The 17,868-nt window shown below is 64.2% G+C and carries 17 protein-coding genes and 1 other RNA gene; 8 read left to right on the top strand and 10 right to left on the bottom strand.

The window, feature by feature from the left end; genetic code table 11:
* Positions 1-9: 9 nt before the first annotated feature.
* From lon to KM135_RS03985, 4 genes are all read right to left on the bottom strand, one after another.
* Positions 10-2,406: an endopeptidase La gene (gene lon, locus KM135_RS03970; protein ID WP_221712682.1), complete on the bottom strand. Its 2,397-nt coding sequence runs from the start codon at positions 2,404-2,406 to the stop codon at positions 10-12.
* A 163-nt stretch (positions 2,407-2,569) separates the two neighbouring features.
* Complete coding sequence (locus KM135_RS03975) at positions 2,570-2,893, bottom strand: YbaB/EbfC family nucleoid-associated protein (protein ID WP_221712683.1); 324 nt, start codon at positions 2,891-2,893, stop codon at positions 2,570-2,572.
* Complete coding sequence (locus KM135_RS03980) at positions 2,890-4,611, bottom strand: DNA polymerase III subunit gamma/tau (protein WP_221712684.1); 1,722 nt, start codon at positions 4,609-4,611, stop codon at positions 2,890-2,892. Before KM135_RS03980 ends, KM135_RS03975 begins: the two co-directional genes overlap by 4 nt.
* A gap of 195 nt (positions 4,612-4,806) precedes the next feature.
* Complete coding sequence (locus KM135_RS03985) at positions 4,807-5,703, bottom strand: DMT family transporter (RefSeq protein WP_343228143.1); 897 nt, start codon at positions 5,701-5,703, stop codon at positions 4,807-4,809.
* A 363-nt stretch (positions 5,704-6,066) separates the two neighbouring features.
* On the opposite strand from KM135_RS03985, the gene KM135_RS03990 reads away from it, so the two are divergent.
* The gene (locus KM135_RS03990) at positions 6,067-6,873 is read left to right on the top strand and encodes a PEPxxWA-CTERM sorting domain-containing protein (protein WP_246605734.1); all 807 of its coding nucleotides are present in this window, start codon (positions 6,067-6,069) and stop codon (positions 6,871-6,873) included.
* Between the two features lie 328 nt (positions 6,874-7,201).
* Entirely contained in the window at positions 7,202-8,608 is a 1,407-nt protein-coding gene (locus KM135_RS03995) for a peptide MFS transporter (RefSeq protein ID WP_221712685.1), read from the top strand.
* A gap of 11 nt (positions 8,609-8,619) precedes the next feature.
* Here the strand turns inward: KM135_RS03995 and ffs are convergent.
* Positions 8,620-8,717, bottom strand: an RNA gene (gene ffs / locus KM135_RS04000) — signal recognition particle sRNA small type.
* Positions 8,718-8,763: 46 nt separating this feature from the next.
* Between ffs and KM135_RS04005 the strand changes: the two genes are divergently transcribed.
* The gene (locus KM135_RS04005) at positions 8,764-9,165 is read left to right on the top strand and encodes a VOC family protein (protein WP_221712686.1); all 402 of its coding nucleotides are present in this window, start codon (positions 8,764-8,766) and stop codon (positions 9,163-9,165) included.
* Here KM135_RS04005 and KM135_RS04010 read toward each other — a convergent pair.
* The 3 genes from KM135_RS04010 to KM135_RS04020 are packed head-to-tail and all read right to left on the bottom strand — an operon-like array spanning position 9,162 to position 11,649.
* A complete protein-coding gene (locus KM135_RS04010; protein ID WP_221712687.1) occupies positions 9,162-9,497 on the bottom strand; it encodes a 2Fe-2S iron-sulfur cluster-binding protein in 336 nt (111 codons plus the stop codon). The two genes, KM135_RS04005 and KM135_RS04010, sit on opposite strands and share 4 nt — an antisense overlap.
* Positions 9,494-10,600 (bottom strand): cysteine desulfurase family protein, encoded by a 1,107-nt coding sequence (locus KM135_RS04015; protein ID WP_221712688.1) that lies wholly within the window; start codon positions 10,598-10,600, stop codon positions 9,494-9,496. Before KM135_RS04015 ends, KM135_RS04010 begins: the two co-directional genes overlap by 4 nt.
* Positions 10,597-11,649, bottom strand: coding sequence for a cysteine desulfurase family protein (locus KM135_RS04020; RefSeq protein WP_221712689.1), 1,053 nt, complete (start codon positions 11,647-11,649; stop codon positions 10,597-10,599). Before KM135_RS04020 ends, KM135_RS04015 begins: the two co-directional genes overlap by 4 nt.
* A 286-nt stretch (positions 11,650-11,935) precedes the next feature.
* On the opposite strand from KM135_RS04020, the gene KM135_RS04025 reads away from it, so the two are divergent.
* A complete protein-coding gene (locus KM135_RS04025; protein WP_221712690.1) occupies positions 11,936-12,592 on the top strand; it encodes an alpha/beta hydrolase in 657 nt (218 codons plus the stop codon).
* A gap of 13 nt (positions 12,593-12,605) precedes the next feature.
* Positions 12,606-12,905: a putative quinol monooxygenase gene (locus KM135_RS04030; protein WP_221712691.1), complete on the top strand. Its 300-nt coding sequence runs from the start codon at positions 12,606-12,608 to the stop codon at positions 12,903-12,905.
* A 252-nt stretch (positions 12,906-13,157) separates the two neighbouring features.
* Here KM135_RS04030 and KM135_RS04035 read toward each other — a convergent pair whose 3' ends face one another.
* Both KM135_RS04035 and KM135_RS04040 read right to left on the bottom strand, forming a co-directional pair.
* Positions 13,158-14,039 (bottom strand): DMT family transporter, encoded by an 882-nt coding sequence (locus tag KM135_RS04035; protein ID WP_221712692.1) that lies wholly within the window; start codon positions 14,037-14,039, stop codon positions 13,158-13,160.
* A gap of 37 nt (positions 14,040-14,076) precedes the next feature.
* The gene (locus KM135_RS04040) at positions 14,077-15,864 is read right to left on the bottom strand and encodes an ABC-F family ATP-binding cassette domain-containing protein (protein WP_221712693.1); all 1,788 of its coding nucleotides are present in this window, start codon (positions 15,862-15,864) and stop codon (positions 14,077-14,079) included.
* A 128-nt stretch (positions 15,865-15,992) separates the two neighbouring features.
* Between KM135_RS04040 and KM135_RS04045 the strand changes: the two genes are divergently transcribed.
* The 3 genes from KM135_RS04045 to KM135_RS04055 are packed head-to-tail and all read left to right on the top strand — an operon-like array spanning position 15,993 to position 17,817.
* Positions 15,993-16,730 (top strand): SIMPL domain-containing protein, encoded by a 738-nt coding sequence (locus KM135_RS04045; protein WP_221712694.1) that lies wholly within the window; start codon positions 15,993-15,995, stop codon positions 16,728-16,730.
* A gap of 58 nt (positions 16,731-16,788) precedes the next feature.
* Complete coding sequence (locus KM135_RS04050) at positions 16,789-17,106, top strand: hypothetical protein (RefSeq protein WP_221712695.1); 318 nt, start codon at positions 16,789-16,791, stop codon at positions 17,104-17,106.
* Between the two features lie 45 nt (positions 17,107-17,151).
* On the top strand, positions 17,152-17,817 hold the full coding sequence (locus KM135_RS04055) for a response regulator transcription factor (protein WP_221712696.1): 666 nt from the start codon (positions 17,152-17,154) through the stop codon (positions 17,815-17,817).
* Positions 17,818-17,868: the final 51 nt, after the last annotated feature.

Here is a 17,868-nt window from a genome sequence, read left to right on the forward strand (position 1 = left end):
GGGCGAAACTTAATGACGAACCGAGAGGTCCGTGTCCGAGACGAGTCCACTGGGCGGCTGAGCGGCCAGATCGTCCTCTTCCGACCAGTCGATCGCGGTCAGCGGGGAGACGAGCGCCCGCGCCAGAACCTGGTCGACATGGCTGACCGGGATGATCTCCAGCCCTTCCTTGATGTTGGCCGGGATCTCGGCGAGGTCCTTCTCATTCTCCTGCGGGATCAGCACTGTCTTGATACCGCCGCGCAGCGCCGCCAGCAGCTTCTCCTTGAGACCACCGATCGGCAGGACGCGCCCCCGCAATGTCACTTCGCCCGTCATCGCGACATCCTTGTGGATGGCGATGCCCGTCAGCGTCGAGACGATCGAGGTCACCATGCCGATGCCGGCGCTCGGACCATCCTTGGGCACCGCCCCCTCGGGCAAGTGGATGTGGATGTCCTTGCGGTTGAAGATGCTCGGCTTGATGCCATAGGCCGGGGCGCGCGCCTTCACATAGGAGAAGGCCGCCTGCACCGACTCGTTCATCACTTCGCCGAGCTTGCCGGTCGTCTTGATGAGGCCCTTGCCAGGCACCGTCACGGATTCGATGGTGAGCAGTTCGCCGCCCACTTCCGTCCAGGCGAGGCCAGTGACCGCGCCGATCTGGTTCTCCTCTTCGGAGATGCCGTGACGGAACTTCCGCACGCCTGCGAACTCGTCGAGATTGGCCGGCGTAACGACGATGCTTTCCGCTTTCCCCTCGAGGATCTTGCGCAGCGTCTTGCGGGCGAGGCGCGCAATCTCGCGCTCCAGCGTGCGGACGCCGGCTTCGCGGGTATAATAGCGGATGAGATCGCGCAGCGCCTCTTCCTGGATGACGAACTCGCCGTCCTTCAGGCCATGCGCCTCGATCTGCTTGTCGATCAGATGCTGCTTGGCGATCTCGACCTTCTCGTCCTCGGTATAGCCCTCCAGACGGATGATCTCCATGCGGTCGAGCAGCGCCTGCGGCAGGTTCAGGCTGTTCGCAGTGGTCACGAACATCACGTCCGACAGATCGAGGTCGATCTCCAGATAATGATCCTGGAAGCGGCTGTTCTGCTCCGGATCGAGCACTTCCAGCAGCGCCGAGGCCGGATCGCCTCGGAAATCCTGGCCGAGCTTGTCGATCTCGTCGAGCAGGATGAGCGGGTTCATCGCCCCGGCCTTCTTGAGGTTGGCCGCGATCTTGCCCGGCATCGAGCCGATGTAGGTGCGGCGATGGCCGCGGATTTCGGCTTCGTCGCGCACGCCACCCAGCGACTGGCGCACGAACTCACGGCCCGTCGCCTTCGCGATCGACCGGCCAAGCGAGGTCTTGCCGACGCCCGGCGGTCCGACAAGGCACAGGATCGGGCCCTTGAGCTTGTCCGAGCGCGCCTGCACGGCGAGATATTCGACGATCCGGTCCTTGACCTTGTCGAGCGCGAAATGGTCCGCGTCGAGAATGTTCTGGGCCTTCACAAGATCCTTCTTGAGCTTGCTCTTCTTGCCCCAAGGGAGCCCGAGCAGCGCATCGAGATAATTGCGCACCACGGTCGCTTCGGCCGACATGGGCTGCATGCCGCGCAGCTTCTTGAGCTCCGCATCCGCCTTGGCGCGCGCTTCCTTGCTGAGCTTGAGCTTCTTGATCTTGTCGGTCAGCTCGGAAAGCTCGTCGCCTTCCTCGCCTTCGCCGCCGCCCAGCTCGCGCTGGATCGCCTTGAGCTGCTCGTTCAGATAATATTCGCGCTGGGTCTTCTCCATCTGCCGCTTCACGCGGCCGCGAATCTTCTTCTCGACCTGCAGCACGCCGAGCTCGCCTTCCATGAAGGCGAAGACCATCTCCAGGCGCTTCAGCGGATCGCCCTCGACCAGCAGCGCCTGCTTGTCCGAGACCTTCACCGCCAGATTGGCGGCGACGAAGTCGGACAGGCGCCCGGCCTCGGTGATCTCGCGCAGCTGCACGGCGGTCTCGCTCGGCAGCTTCTTGTTGAGCTTGGCGTAATTCTCGAACTGGTCGGCGACCGAGCGCATCATCGCCTCGACCTCGGTGCCGCTGACTTCGACGTCATCATGCGCCTGCACGGTCGCGATCATGTGATCGTCGTCGGCGTTGAGCGCGATCAGGGCGCCGCGCTGCTTGCCCTCGACAAGCACGCGCACATTGCCGTCCGGCAGCTTCAGCATCTGCACGATGCTGGCGATCACGCCCATGTCATAGAGCGCGTCGCGGTCCGGATCGTCCTCGCTCGGGTCGAGCTGCGCGACGAGAAAAATGTCCTTGTCCCCGGCCATCGCCTTTTCGAGCGCGGTCACGCTCTTGTCCCGGCCGACGAACAGCGGGACGATCATCTGCGGAAACACAACGATGTCCCGCAGCGGCAAAAGGGGCAGTTCCAGTTCCATTGTCACTCCACATCTCCAGCGGCGGCCTGGCTGGCGCTCGCTGACTTGCCCGCAATATCGGGCACGGGCGGCCCCTTTTCAATGATGCGGCGCGGCAACATGAACCGCCCCGTGCAACGCGCCCTGACGCGCAAACAATACCAGAAGATGAAAGCGCTCTTGCTCAGAACGGCAGCTTGAACCCCGGCGGCAGCGGAATGCCGCTCGCCATCTTGCTCATCTGCGCGCTCGCCGCCTCGTCGGCCTTGAGCCGCGCGTCGTTGAACGCCGCGACGATCAGGTCCTCCATCATGCCCTTGTCTGCCGGCACGATCAGGCTGTCGTCGACGGTGAGGCCGATGATCCGGCCCTTGGCGCTGGCACGGACCTTGACCAGCCCGCCACCGGCAACGCCCTCGACCTCGACATTGTCGAGCTCGGCCTGCGCCTTCTGCATCTCTTCCTGGACGCGGCTCGCCATGCCGAGAATGTCGTTCAAATCCTTCATCTGCGTTCACTCCAAATCTGGTCCTGATCGGGATCGACAAGTTGCGATCCCGGGAAAGCTTCCAGCGCTGCGGCCACCACGGGCTCGGCGCTCAAGGCCGCCATGCGCGCATTCCGCACTGCCATCTGCTGCTCGCGCAGGCTCGGTTCGCCGGGCGCGTCGGTCGAGTTCACCATCCAGGGCTCGCCCGTCAGATCCTTGAGCGCAGCAGCGATCTGGCGTGGGAAATCGGCATCGAGCGGCTGCAGGATGCGAAACTCCAGCACTGGCGGCGCATAGCGCACCAGGCTCACATAGTCATGCATCTCCGCGCCAAGCCGGGGAAAACGGTCGATCAGCGCCGCCACCAGCGTCGCGAAATCCACCGGAAACGGCGACGTGGAGGCCGACTCGGCGGTCATCGCGGCCGTTTCGCCCGCCGGCGGCGCAACAGGCGCCGGAGTTGTTGCTGACGGCCCACCCTGCCCGGCCGGCACCCCATCCTTGATCATCCGCGCCAGTTCCAGCGGATCGGGCATGGAGGCGGCATGGATCAGCCGCAACAGCGCCATTTCGCAGGCCGCGTGCGGCCGCGCCGCCGCAGCCACTTCGGCATGGCCCTTCAGCAGCAATTGCCAGAGACGGTGCAGCACCGGGAAACTGAGCTGCCCCATCCAGGTTTCGATCGCGAGCCGCTCCGCCTCGGCATGGCGGTCCAGTCCGACACCGCGGCCGGCCTTGGCCGTCGTCACGGCATGGATCAACTCCAGCAGCGCATTGACGGTCGCCAACGGCTCGACACCAAGCGACTCCTGCTCGCCCAGCGTTGTCAGCAGCGCCGCAGAATCGCCGTCCAATATATGATCGAACAACCGCCGCGTCGCGCCCCGATCCGAGAGGCCCAGCATCTCGCGGACCTGATCGGCCTTCACATGCGGCCGCCCTTCCGCCGTCGCGGCATGGGCGATCGCCTGATCGAGGATCGATTGCCCGTCGCGCGCGGAGCCTTCCGCCGCCGTCGCGATCAGGCGCAGCGCGTCTTCCTCGACGTCGACGCCTTCTTTCTCGCAAATCATGCGGAAATTGCCGACGAGCAGCTCGACCGGGATGCGCCGCAGGTCGAAGCGCTGGCAGCGCGAAAGCACCGTGATCGGCACCTTGTTCACCTCGGTCGTCGCGAACAGGAATTTCACATGCTCGGGCGGCTCCTCAAGTGTCTTGAGCAAGGCATTGAATGCATTGCGCGACAGCATGTGGACTTCGTCGATGATATAGATCTTGAACCGCGCCGAGACGGTCGAATAACGCACCGCCTCGATGATCTCGCGCACGTCGTCCACGCCGGTATGGCTGGCGGCGTCCATCTCGACCACGTCGATATGCCGCCCTTCCGCAATCGCCGTACACGGCTCGCACACGCCGCAGGGATCGATGGTCGGACCACCCTGCCCGTCCGGGCCGATGCAGTTGAGCGCCTTGGCGATCAGCCGCGCGGTCGACGTTTTGCCGACCCCGCGCACGCCGGTCATCAGGAAGGCATGCGGCAGCCGGTCGCGCTTGATCGCGTTGGCGAGCGTGCGGACCATCGCTTCCTGGCCGATCAGCTCGGCAAAGGTCTGCGGCCGATAGGCGCGCGCCAGAACGCGATAGCCGCTCGCCCCGGAAGGCGCGGCCTTGGGTGCAGGCGGCTCGCCGAGGTCGAAGCCCGGCCCGAGATCGTCGTCGGGGGAATCAGTCATTGATACCGGTGTAGCGAGTGATGGCAGTCTTGTTTAGCCCGCCGCGCCGTCGGATACCCAAATCCGTTCGCCCTGAGCTTGTCGAAAGGCTTTGCTGAGCGAAGGCGAAGCCCCGCCCACTGACCCCCGCTGCGCCCGGTCGAGCGTTCGGCAAGCTCGGGCGAACGGGTCCATCTGCACCTTCTTTCGTCGCCTTCATGCCGCTCCGGGCCGCGCTATCAAGGGAAGCCCGATGCCTGCGAGGATCAGCGCCATGCCGATCAGATGATGCTGATCGAACGGCTCGCCGAGGATCAGCGACGCCAGGATCGCGCCAAAGAGCGGCTGGAGATTGGTGACTTGCCCGGCGTCGCCCGCGCCGATCGTATCGACGGCCTTGTTGTAGAGGAAATAGCCCACGATCGACGGCAAGGTGATCAGATAGGCCAAGCCAGCCATCACCGACAGGCTGAGATGTACGTCCCTCGTCTGCAGTTCGACCGCCGAGAACGGCGCCGTGACAACGGCACCGATCACGATCGTGAGCGCGAGGAAGCTGAGGCCGCTGATCTGCGGGCGCAGGCGCAGCAGGACGGTATAGAATGACCACATCGTCACGGCGCAGAGCATCAGCGCATCGCCGCGATTGAACGCCAGCACCGCCATTGCCGCCGGATCGCCGCGGAAGACGATGATGAGCACGCCCGCCGAGGCGAGCAGGCAGCCCGCGACCTGCGCCCAGCGCGGCATCACGCGGAACAGCAGGAAATCGAGCAGCAGCACCAACGCCGGAACGCCTGCCTGGATCAGCAGGCTGTTGGCCGCCGTCGTATACTGAAGCCCCGAATACATGAGGGCATTGAAGGACCCCACGCCGACGATCCCGAGCAGCAGGATGACCGGCCACCCCTGCCGGATCGCACCCCAGTCCGCCCGAATGTGCCGCCACGCGAGCGGCACCGCGATCAACGCCGCACCGCCCCAACGCAGGAACGCCATCGTCAGGGGCGGCACGTCCATCCGCATGGCACGCCCAAGGATGCTGTTGCCGGACCAGATCAGCATGACGAGCACGAGCATGAGATAGATGTTGCGGCGGGAAGCCGTCGGCACGGTGCAGGCCTTTCGGCTGTTCGACGCTCGGGCCTATGGCTCCCCGGCCCCGGCTTGGCAAGCAAGGCCCGGCACTGCGCCAGGCGGCGCGGACGAATTCGGCGGCGGCCACAATGACTGAGTTGGGGTGGCTAGCTGCCATAAGCCCCTCCTCTGAAGAGGGGAGCTAAGGCAATAACGGCGTGCGGTCCGGACCATCGGGAGTGGCGTGGGGGGAGCAGCCGTTCTCGGCGTCGCGCCCTGTTGCCGGCCCGGCGATTTCTCGCCGAAGCGAGGGCGAGATGCGGGTCTGCCGCATCCGGACCGGATCGACGATCGGCTCGGCGCGTGATATGATCGACGCGACTTTGTGGGAGAGAAATCATGTCGTTCTCACGCATTGCAGCTATCGTCGCGCAGATGCTGATTGCGGCCTCCGCACCGGCCGCTGCGACCATCTATCAGATCAGCTACAGCGGAACCTTCTGGTTCGGCAGCTATCATCTTGCGCCTAACGATCCGATGCAGAGCCTTGCCGGCAAGCCCTTTGAGATCGCGTGGCGGATCGATGACAGCAAAGGCTATTTTGTGAGCAAGACGTCGACCTTTGTCTATCTGCGCGGCGGAGCCGATTTCGAAACTTCCAGCCCTATCAGCGCCGTCGTCACGATTCCCGGCATCGTGACGTTCGACGTTCCCGGCCTAGATTTCGCTTTTGCATGGCGTCATGATTCTCCCCCCGGCGTGCCGGACGATTATGTGAGCGTGGCGGCAAGTGACTACAGCTCCGAGCGCACAGGAGATGATCTGGGCGACCCGGTGACCAGAGAAAAGTTTATCGCAGCAAACTTCTTTCTCGAAGATGATCCGGGCGGCAAGCAGGAGGAAATCCCTCAATACGGCACCTTGCTCGATACGGTGGAGCTTGGCGCGCCCCTCGCGAGGCCCATTGCCTCGACTGACTATCTGATCGCCTCGATCACGAGCTACGAGCGAATTTTCCATCACTTGGAAGACCGCTATGAAGATCTCCATTTTATTGATGGATATGCTCATGTCGGCACGCTTCGCTTCGAACGCATCTCCGCCGTGCCCGAACCGGCGAGTTGGGTCATGATGATCGGCGGTTTCGCTCTGGTCGGTTCAGCAATGCGGCGGCGGAAGCCAGACAGCCGTCTCGTCCGGCGCTAAACAATATTATTGGAGCCGCCGCGGCATGCGCTGACAGAGTTTTTTTGTCGGCTTTGGCGTCGCAACCCGTCATTCCAAACTTGTCTGCGCACGCATTGAACCCTGTCCTACAGGACTCGCGCCATGGCATGGCCATTGATCGATTCCCTCGATTAAAGCGCCGCCAGATGAAAAATCCCGCCGAATTTAATTTGGGCCGACCCCCGAACTTTCCGAACCTTCGAAAGAAAATTACGCGCCCACGCAATCATCGCAGGCGCCGCTTGCTTTTGCCGACGATCAGGCATCTAACCGCCGCAACGATCGAAATACCGCGACGGAGCCGCCCATGACCACAGCCGAAGCGACACCGTCGCTCACCCTGCCCGACCATGCCGACCGCGCCTTTCTCGGCCATCCCAAGGGCCTCGGCTATCTCGCCTTCACCGAAGCCTGGGAGCGCTTCTCCTATTACGGGATGCAGACGCTCCTCGTCCTCTACATGGTCAAATATCTGCTGCTGCCCGGCCAGGTCGAGAATATCGCCGCGTTCGAAGCCTTCCGGAACCTCCCACTCTATCGCGGCCTCGATGGCCAGCCGCTCGCGTCCGCCATTTTCGGCACTTATGCGGCCAGCGTCTATCTGACCCCGATCCTCGGCGGCTTCATTGCCGACCGCGTGCTTGGCAAGCGCCGCACCGTGCTGCTCGGCGCGATCACCATGGCGCTCGGCCATTTCCTGATGGCCTTCGAGGCGAGCTTCCTCTTCGCCCTGCTCTGCATGGTGCTCGGCTGCGGCATGTTCAAAGGCAATATCGCGAGCCAGGTCGGTGCGCTCTACAAGCCGGACGATCTGCGCCGCGCGGACGCCTTCCAGATCTTCTATCTCGGCATCAATGCGGGCGTGATCGCCTCGCCGCTGATCGTCGGCACGCTCGGCGAGAAGGTCGGCTGGCACTATGGCTTCGGCGCGGCTGGCGTCGGCATGCTCATCGGCCTCGCCATCTATATCGCCGGGCAGAAATATCTTCCGGCCGAGCATTTCGCGCCGCAGGGCAAGGGAAACGCCTCCGCCCGGCCCAAATCGGTCATGACTCGGCAGGACTGGCTGGCGCTCGTCGCCGTGGTCGTGCTGATTCCCGTTATGGCCGTCGCGATCGTGCCCAACAATCAGATCTTCAACGTCTATCTCATCTGGGGCGACGCGCAGTTCGATCTCAATTTCTTCGGCACCCGCTTGCCGACATCCTTCCTCGTGACGCTCGACGCCATCGTCTCGGTCAGCTTCCTCGCCATCGTGGCGCTGTTCTATCGCTGGTATGCGAAGCGCTGGCAGGAGCCGGACGAGCTCACCAAGATGATCATCGGCTCGGTCTTCTCGATCGCCGGCATGCTCTGCCTGTTCATGGCCGCCTCGACCGATGCGAGCGACGGCAAGATCGGCCTGTTCTGGCCGTTCATGTTCCACTTCATGAACTCGATCGGCTTCGCGCATCTGCTCCCGGTCAGCCTCGCGCTGTTCGCACGCCTCGCCCCGCAGCAGATCAACGCGACCGTGATCGGCCTCTATTATCTCGCCTTCTTCGGCGCCAATTCGATGGTCGGCTGGGTCGGCGGCTTCTACGAGACGATGTCGACGCCCGCCTTCTGGCTCATGCACGCGGGCTTCGCCGCGGCATCGGGCAGCGTGTTCCTGCTGTTCAGGCTGTTCCTCGCCAGGCGCCTGCTGCACGCACCGGTGACGGTCGATGCCTGAACTGTGAGGGGAAAGGTGGAAGCCGGAACGACCCGCAGCGAATTCGTTGTGGCTGCTTCCGTCAGGACCTGACCAGGTTGGCGAGAACTGCGTCCGCCCGACTTCCGGGGCGGCATATGGCTGGATCGGCATGAAAATGCAAGGAGGTGCGCACGATGAGTGAGACATCAGACAGCCCGGCGCCCGGCCGCATAACCGGCATCGGCGGCATTTTCTTCAAGGCGCGGGACACCAGCGCCCTCGCCGCCTGGTATCGTGACGTGCTCGGCCTCGGCATGGAAGGCTGGGACGGCGCCATGCTCCCCACCGGCCAGCCCGGCCAGGCGCCCTATCAGGTCTGGAGCCCATTCAAGGAAATCACCGACTATTTTGCGCCGTCAACCGCCAGCTTCATGATCAACTTCGCCGTCGATGACATCGACGCCCTGCTCGCGCGCCTTGCCGACAAGGGCGTCGAACCGGTCGCCCGCGACGACAGCGACGAGAATGGCCGCTTCGCCTGGGTGATGGACCCGGAAGGCAACAAGATCGAGCTCTGGGAGCCTAAGGAAAGCTAAAGCCCCTGCATGTTCCGGCTCTCGGCCGGAATGCGCACGGTGAGCGACTCCAGCGTCGCGGTCAGCATGATCTGGCAGGCAAGGCGGCTCGTCCGGGTCGTCGCCGCCGCGAGGTCGAGCATGTCCTCCTCGTCCTCGCTCGCGCGCGGCAAGAGCGGGAAGTCGGCCGGATCGACGATCACATGGCAGGTGGAGCAGGCCATCTGCCCCTCGCAGGTTCCCTCCAGCGGCTGGCCGGCGGCCTGCGCGATGTCGAGCAGATTGTCCCCCGCTGCGGCCCGCACTTCCTGAACCCGCTCGCCATCGGCGCTGACGAAGCGGACCAGGGTCATGCCGCGACCTTCTGCATCGCGGCCGCCTCGTTGATGAGCATTGCCGCCTCGTCCAGTTCCTCGTGCGTCGTGTATCGCCCGAAGCCCATCCGCAGCGAACTGCGCGCCTCGATGTCGGTCAGGCCCAACGCCTTCAGCACATGACTCGGTCGCCCTGATCCGCTGGCGCAGGCCGATCCGAGCGAGAAGGCCACCGTCCGCACATCCGAGATCAGCCGTGTCGCATCGATGCCGACGCGCCGGATATTGAGATTGCCATGATAGCGCTGGCCCGCTGATCCGTTGAGCTGCCAGTCCGCGAACAGGTCGAGCGCATGCACCCACAGGCTCTCGACATGCGCCTGATCCTCGGCCGGATGCGCCGCAGCCAATTGCGCCGCGACGCCGAAACCGGCGCACAGCATCGGCGAGAGGGTGCCGGGCCGGATGCCCTGCTCCTGCCCGCCGCCATGCATGAACGCAGGCAGCTCGATGCCATCTCGCAGCCAGAGCGCGCCGATGCCCTTGGGCCCGTGCATCTTGTGCGCCGTGATCGCCACGAGGTCGGCATCGGGCGTCGCGAACTTGCCGAAACCCTGCACTGCATCGCACACCACTGTCACGCCGCTCGCGCGGGCAATGGCGATCAGCGCCTCCACCGGCTGCGTCACGCCGATCTCGTTGTTCACCTGCATGACCGCCAGCAGTGCCGCACGCCCGTCGATTGCCGCTTCGGCAATGTCGAGATCGACCAGCCCGTCGCGACCGACGGGCAGGATCACGGGCTCAAAGCCCTCATGGCGCAGCGAGAGCACGGTATCGAGCACGGCGTGATGCTCGGTCGCCAGCGTGACCACGCGGCGGCGCTCCGGCGAGGACGCGCGCGCGGCGCCGACGATCGCGATGTTCAGCGCTTCGGTCGCGCCGGAGGTGAAGATGAGACGGCCATCGTGCTTGCCCAGCGAATCCATGATCCGCCCGCGCGCAAGCTCCACATCCGCGGCGGCCACGCGGCCCATGCGGTGTGCGCTGTTCGGATTGCCGTAATGCTCCATCGCCGCAATCATCGCTGCGGCGACTTCCGGCGCGAGCGCCGTCGTTGCCTGATAGTCCAGATAGATCATGTTTTTTGCGTTCCCGTGGCGATGGCCTGCCACTGCGCAAGAAAGGCGTCAATGTCGCCAGCCTGCGTGTCGTGCCCCATAGTGACACGGATGACCTCACTTGCCGAGCGTTCATCCCATCCCATGGCGGAAAGCACATGGCTGGTGCGCAGGCTCCCGGAGGAGCAGGCACTGCCGGCGGAGACCGCAATGCCGGCCATGTCGAACCGGATGAGCTGCGCCTGCGCGGAAACGCCGGGCATGCGATAGCTTGCGATCGTGGCGAGGCGCGGGGCATGCTCGGCTACGATATCCCCGCCTGCCGCCTTGATCGCCGCATCGAGCCGGGTACGCCAACCCACGACGTCATCGAGCCAGGCACGCGGAGACTCAAGTGCCGCGGCGAAGCCGATCGCCAGCGGCATCGCCTCGGTTCCGGGCCGATAACCCTGCTCCTGACCACCTTGTGCCCGAAGCAATGCCAGATCCCGCACGAGCAGCGCGCCAATCCCGATCGGCCCGCCCAGCTTGTGCGCGCTCAGGGCGATCATGTCCGCGCCCTGCGGCAGCGGAAGCTTGCCTGCCCCCTGGCTGCAATCGGCGAGGAGCAGCGCGCCCTGCTCATGCAGGCGATCGGCCAACGCATCGAGCGGCTGGATGACGCCGGTTTCGCTGTTGACCTGCTGGATCGCGATCAGCGCAGCCTCGTCGATCGCTTCGGGCAGGATCACGTCCCCATCCGCGCCGACCGGCAAGCGCGCCTGCTCCGGCACATGACGCAGCACGGCGTCATGCTCGCTCGCGCCCGCCAGGAGGCCGCTCGACGTCGAACCGTTGAGAGCCAGCGCGATCGCTTCGCTCGCCCCCGATGTCAGAATGACATGCCCGTCCCAATCCAGCGCAGCAGCAAGGCGCTTGCGCGCATCCTCCAGCATCGCCCGCGCCTGCCGTCCGGCCGCGTGCGGCGAGGAAGGATTCGCCCAGACGTCAAAGCCTTGCAGCATCGCCTCCCGCGCGGCGGGCAGCAGCGGGCTCGTGGCGGCGTGGTCGAAATAGATGGGAGCGCTCATAACCTACCTAGCTCCTCTCCCCTTGCGGGAGAGGATACCGAGCCTTGTCGCTGCCGGCGACTAGGCGAAGTTGGAGAGGGGGCTTTCAAGGAGAAACCCCTCTCCAAGTTTCGCTAGCAGGCCTGCGGCCAGCAAGCTGCACTATCCTCTCCTGCAAGGGGAGAGGAAGCAGGAACTCACAGCCCTCCCAATAACGTTGCGAAACACGGCTCTCAGCCTATATAAGCGCCCATCCCGTGCGCGCCAGCTTCCACTGGCGACAAGCCCCTCTCAGCTTTCAGGTGCCATGCCCGACGTCATTTTCCCCGGTCCCGAAGGCCGACTCGAAGGCCGTTTCAGCCCCCCGCCCCGTCCCCGCGCACCTGTTGCGCTGATCCTGCATCCGCATCCGCAGGGCGGCGGCACGATGAACGATCGCATCACGCAGGCGCTCTACAAGACGTTTGTGAAGCGCGGCTTCGCAACTTTGCGGTTCAATTTCCGCGGCGTCGGCCGTAGCCAGGGCGTGTTCGATAACGGCATTGGCGAACTGAGCGACGCCGCCGCCGCGCTTGATTGGGTGCAGAGCTTCCATCAGGAAGCGCAGACCACCTGGATCGCCGGCTTCTCCTTCGGCGCGTGGATTTCGATGCAGCTGCTCATGCGCCGTCCGGAAGTGCGCGGCTTCATCTCGGTCGCGCCGCCCGCAAACATGTATGACTTCTCGTTCCTCGCCCCCTGCCCCGCCTCCGGCATCATCGTGCAGGGCGTGAATGACGAGGTGGTTTCCGCCCAGTCCGTGCAGAAGCTTGTCGACAAGCTGCGCACGCAGAAGGGCATCACCATCCATCACGACGAGATCCGCAACGCCAATCACTTCTTCGAGCATGAGCTCGATCAGCTGATGATGAGCGTCGATAATTATCTCGACATGCGCCTCGCACCGGATTCGCCGATCCGCTGAGGTCTGGCCGCTGATGCTCGTCCTCGCCGGATCGATCCGACTTCCGGTTGAGAAACTGCCCGAAGCCCGCCCGGTCATGCAGCGCATGATCGAGGCGAGCCGCGCGGAGCCGGGCTGTGTCGCCTATAGTTTCGCCGAGGACCTGCTGGAGCCCGGCCTCATCCGCATTTTCGAGGTCTTTCGCGACCATGAAGCGCAGCAGGCGCATTCGCAAAGCCAGCATATGAAAGACTGGCGCGCTGCCTGGCCGGCGCTCGGCATCGGCGAGCGGCAGATCACGCATTACGAGGTGTCCGGCGCCCACGAAAGCTGAGCGCAACCCTCAAAAGCCTGTCCTACACGCCCCGCGCCGTGGCAGCGTCTGCCTGACCTCGCTCCTTCTCATCGTCCGACATCGACAAGAAACCGCAGCCGTTCTTCGGCCACGGACGGACTTTTGCCGAGATCACCATGGCTCATATGCGCGAACATGGAGAAGTTAGGAGGCTTAGGTGTTTGAAATCGCTTCAAACAGCCATTTCCGCTTTCTGCCGAAAAACGACAATCCAAGGGCAATTTACGCCACTCAGGCCGCTTCTTCGGGCGGTTGGCGCGATTTGAGCGCCACCATGACGCCCGAAGCGCCGATGATCGCCATTCCGAGCAGGCTGGGCGCATCGGGTATATGGTCGAACACGATCCAGCCCAGCAGCGCGACCCACAGCAGTTGGAGATAGCTCATCGGCGCCAGGACTGATGCAGGCGCATCGCGAAATGCGGCGGTGAAGAGAAAATGCCCGACGCCGCCCATCACGCCGAGGCTCGCGAGCAAGACGCCTTCCATGGGCGTCGGCACATGGTCCGCCCAGAACCACGGCAAGGTCGCGCCGAAGATGAGCGAACCTGCCAGCGCCGTGTAGAACAGCAACGCGATGGTCCGCTCGGAGGCAGCCAATAGCCGCGACAGGAGGTTATAGGCCGTCACGACCGCCATGCAGCCGAGCGCCGACAGGACGCCCAGCGGATCGAGCCCGCTGCCGGGCCGAACGATCAGCAAAACGCCCAGGAAGCCAAGTGCGGCGCTCGCCCATCCCAGCCGGCCGGCCCGCTCGCCCAATAGCGGCCCGGCCGCTACCACGACGAGAATCGGCGAGAGAAACACGATGGCCGATGTTTCGGCGACCGGCATGCGTTGAAAGGCGAGTCCCACGAACAGGGTCGACATCGCGAGGCACGCGCCGCGAAACCAGACCAGGCCGGTCCGCTGCGTCTGCACCATCCTGAGACCCTGCTTCGGCGCGACGAAAGCCAGCATCAGCAGGATATTGCCGATATAACGGCAGGCGGCGATCAGCGGCACGTCGAACTGCGCCGTCAGATATTTGTTCGTCACGTCCATGCAGGCGAACAGCACCAGCCCGAGATTGAACAGCAGCACCGCGCGGATGGGATGAACCGTCGTCATCATTGGCGCGCGCCTCTAAATGCAATGATGCGCCTGTCGATTATCGCCCAAGCCCTTCGATCATCTCGGCCAGCTCCAGCCATCGCTCCTCCGCTGCATCCTTCTCGGCGCGCGCCATCTCGATCGCGGTGGTCAGCTGTGAGAAGCGTGCCGGGTTCTTGGCGTAGAGCTCGGGATCGGACAGCGCCGCCTCGTCGCGGGTGATCGCGGCCTCCATGTCGGCGATCCGCTCCGGCAGCAGGTCATAGTCCCGCTGGTCCTTGTAGCTGAGCTTGTTGGATTTTGGCGGCGGCGGCGCGGCTGCATCTGCCTTGGGCGCGGAGGAGCGCTTGGCCGTCGCATTGGGCGCTCGCCGCTTGGCTTCCCGGTCGGCATAGCCGCCGACGATGACGTCGATCCGGCCCGAACCATCGAGCCCCAGCGTCACCGTGACCGTCCGATCGAGGAAGTCGCGGTCGTGGCTGACAATCAGGACCGTGCCCTCATAGTCGGCAATGACCTCCTGCAGCAGGTCGAGCGTCTCCAGGTCGAGATCGTTGGTCGGCTCGTCCAGCACCAGCAGGTTGGACTCGCGCGCGAACTCGCGGGCCAGCAGCAGCCGCGAGCGCTCGCCACCCGAAAGCGTGCCGATGCGCGCGTCGACCAGAGCCGGATCGAACAGAAAGTCCTTAAGATAGCTCAGCACATGCTTGCGCGCGCCGCGCACGTCGATCCAGTCGCCGCCCTCGGCCAATATGTCGCGCACGCGCTTGTCCGGCTGCATCAGGCTGCGCTGTTGGTCGATCACGATGCCGTCGAGCGTCTTGGCGCGCTTGACCGTGCCGCTGTCCGGCTCGATCTCGCCGGTCAGGAGGCGCAACAGCGTCGTCTTGCCCGCGCCATTGCTGCCGACGATGCCGATCCGGTCGCGGCGCTGGATCCGCAGCGAGAAGTCCTTGATGATCGTACGGTCACCGAAGCTCTTCGTGACGTTCTCGGCGGTGATGACGCTCTTTGTCTTCACGTCGTCGCTCGTGACGGCGAGTTTGGCGGTGCCCTGCGGTCCGACCATTGCGGCCCGCTGCGCCCGCATTTCCCAGAGCTTGGCGAGACGCCCCTGATTGCGCTTGCGCCGCGCGGTGACACCGCGCTCCAGCCAATGCGCCTCGATCTTCAGTTTCGCGTCGAGCCTGTCGGCATTGCGCGCTTCCTCGGCATAGACACGTTCCGTCCAGGCTTCGAAGCCCCCAAACCCGACCTCATTGCGTCGCAAACTGCCGCGATCCAGCCACAGGGTCGAGCGCGTCAACCGCGTCAGGAACGTCCGGTCATGACTGATCACCACGAACGCGCCGTTGAACCGGCCGAGCCAGTCTTCGAGCCAATCAATCGCAGCGATATCCAGATGGTTGGTCGGCTCGTCCAGCAGCAAAATGTCCGGCTCGCTCGCCAGCGCCCGGCAGATCGCCGCCCGCCGCCGCTCGCCGCCCGAAGCGGTCGAGGCTTCACGGGAGAGATCGATACCAAGCTGATCGGCGATCGCTTCCACTTCATGAATGGCCGGCGCACGGGCGCCCGATGTCGCGAAATCCCGCAACGTCGCAAAGGCGGAGACGTCCGGATCCTGCTCCAGCATCACGACATTCGTGCCCGCCACGACGGCCCGCTTGCCTTCGTCCGCCTCGATCTGACCACCGATGAGCTTGAGCAAAGTGGTCTTGCCCGCGCCGTTGCGGCCGATAAGGGCGAGCCGGTCACGCGCGCCGATGTTGAGGTTCAGACCACGGAACAGCCAGCCTGTCCCCTGATTCAGCCCGAGATTTTCGTAGGAAAGAAGTGGCGCTGCCATCGGGCGGCGCTAAAAGAACCGCGCCACAAGGGCAAGGCTGAACGAGAGACGACATGCAGGTCAGGGGGTGTTCAGCCGATCTTGCCTAAGGGACGTTTCATCGCAGTCACTCAAGAGGAAGTCTCTCCATGCTCCGTATGCCCCACCTGCTCGCTGCCGCCGCAATCCTGATGGCGCCTGCCGTCGCCTCGGCGCAGAACCAGCAAGGCCCCGTTCCCATGGTGCCCGCGACCGGGCCGATCCTCGGCCTTTCGGTGACCGAATCCATCGAGAGCGCACCGGACATGGCCACGATCAGCACGGGCGTTCAGACCCGCGCACCGGCCGCCAAGGATGCCATGGCGCAGAACGCCAATCAGATGGACAAGCTGATCGCCGCGCTCATCAAGGGCGGCGTCGCGCGTCAGGATATCCAGACCAGTGGCATCAATCTGAGCCCGCAATATGACTATAGCCAGCAGAGCGCCGGTCAGGGCCCGCGCTTCATCGGCTATGAGGCCAACAATCAGGTGACCGTGAAGGTCCGCAAGCTCGCCACGGCCGGCGAACTGGTCGATGCGATGGTCTCAGCCGGCGCGACCAATGTGAACGGCCCGACCTTCGGCATATCCGAACCGGACAAGCTGCTCGACCAGGCACGGCTCAACGCGCTCAAGACCGCGCAGGCGCGTGCTGATCTCTATGCGCAGGCAACCGGTTACAAGACTGCCCGCCTGATCACCATTTCGGAAGGCGGCGGCTACAGCCCGCCCATGCCGATGATGGCGATGCGGATGGACGCCGCGCAGTCCGCCGCGACGAAGATCGAGCCGGGGCAGATCAGCACCTCGATTTCGCTCAATGTCCAATATATGCTCGAACGCTGAATGGAGGAAAAATGAGGCATTCAGCGCGTGTTCAAGGCATGATGGCTATTCATCCGGCATGATGTTTCGCATTTCCACACTGACCCTGGGCGGACTGCTTGCGCTGTCCGGCGTGGCCATCCCGGCGTCCGCTCAGCATTTCTCGCATAGTGCGGACCAGAACACCGCCCGTCAGGACATGCTCGACGGCGAGGTGATGCCCTTTTCCATCATCAAGCGCAAAGTCGAGCGCGAGATGGGCGCAGCCACTTATGTCGGTGTCGCCCCGCCCCCGCGCAAAGGCATTTACCGGATGCAGTTCCTGCGCGAGGACGGCAAGGTCATCTGGGTTGATGTGGATGGCAAGACGGGCAATATCATTGCGCGGACGCGCTGAACGGGGCGCTCCGTCCGGGGCGCCCTCTCTTTTGAAAGGATTATCATGCGCCTGCTGATCGTCGAGGATGAGCCGACTCTGGGCAAGCAGCTCAAGTCCACGCTGGAAGGCGCGGGCTATGCGGTCGATCTCGCTACGGATGGCGAGGACGGGCATTTCCTGGGCTCGACCGAGAACTACGATGCCGTGGTGCTTGATCTCGGCCTGCCGGAAGTCGATGGCCTGACAGTACTCGATCGCTGGCGCAAGGAAGGCAAGGACACGCCCGTCCTGGTCCTCACCGCGCGCGACAGCTGGTCTGACAAGGTGGCGGGCCTCGATGCCGGTGCCGACGACTATCTCGCCAAGCCGTTCCAGAGCGAGGAATTGATCGCCCGCCTGCGCGCGCTGATCCGTCGCTCGGCCGGCAATGCCTCGTCCGAGCTGACCGCAGGCGATGTCCGTCTCGATACTCGCTCTGGCAAGGTCACGCTCAATGGCGAGCCGGTGAAGCTCACCGCGCAGGAATATAAGCTGCTTTCCTACCTTATGCACCACAAGGGCAAGGTCGTGAGCCGCACCGAGTTGATCGAGCACATCTACGATCAGGATTTCGATCGCGATTCCAATACGATCGAGGTGTTCGTAACGCGCATTCGCAAGAAGCTCGGCGCGGACGTCATCTCGACGATCCGGGGTCTGGGCTACAGCTTGGACGAGCCCACTGGCTGAACAGGCGGCCTCCACATCCGAGAGCCCGACGGCGCTCTCCAGCCGCAGCAC

The sequence above is a fragment of the Sphingobium xanthum genome, assembly GCF_019737615.1.
In the GTDB taxonomy this organism is placed as follows: Bacteria; Pseudomonadota; Alphaproteobacteria; order Sphingomonadales; family Sphingomonadaceae; genus Sphingobium; species Sphingobium xanthum.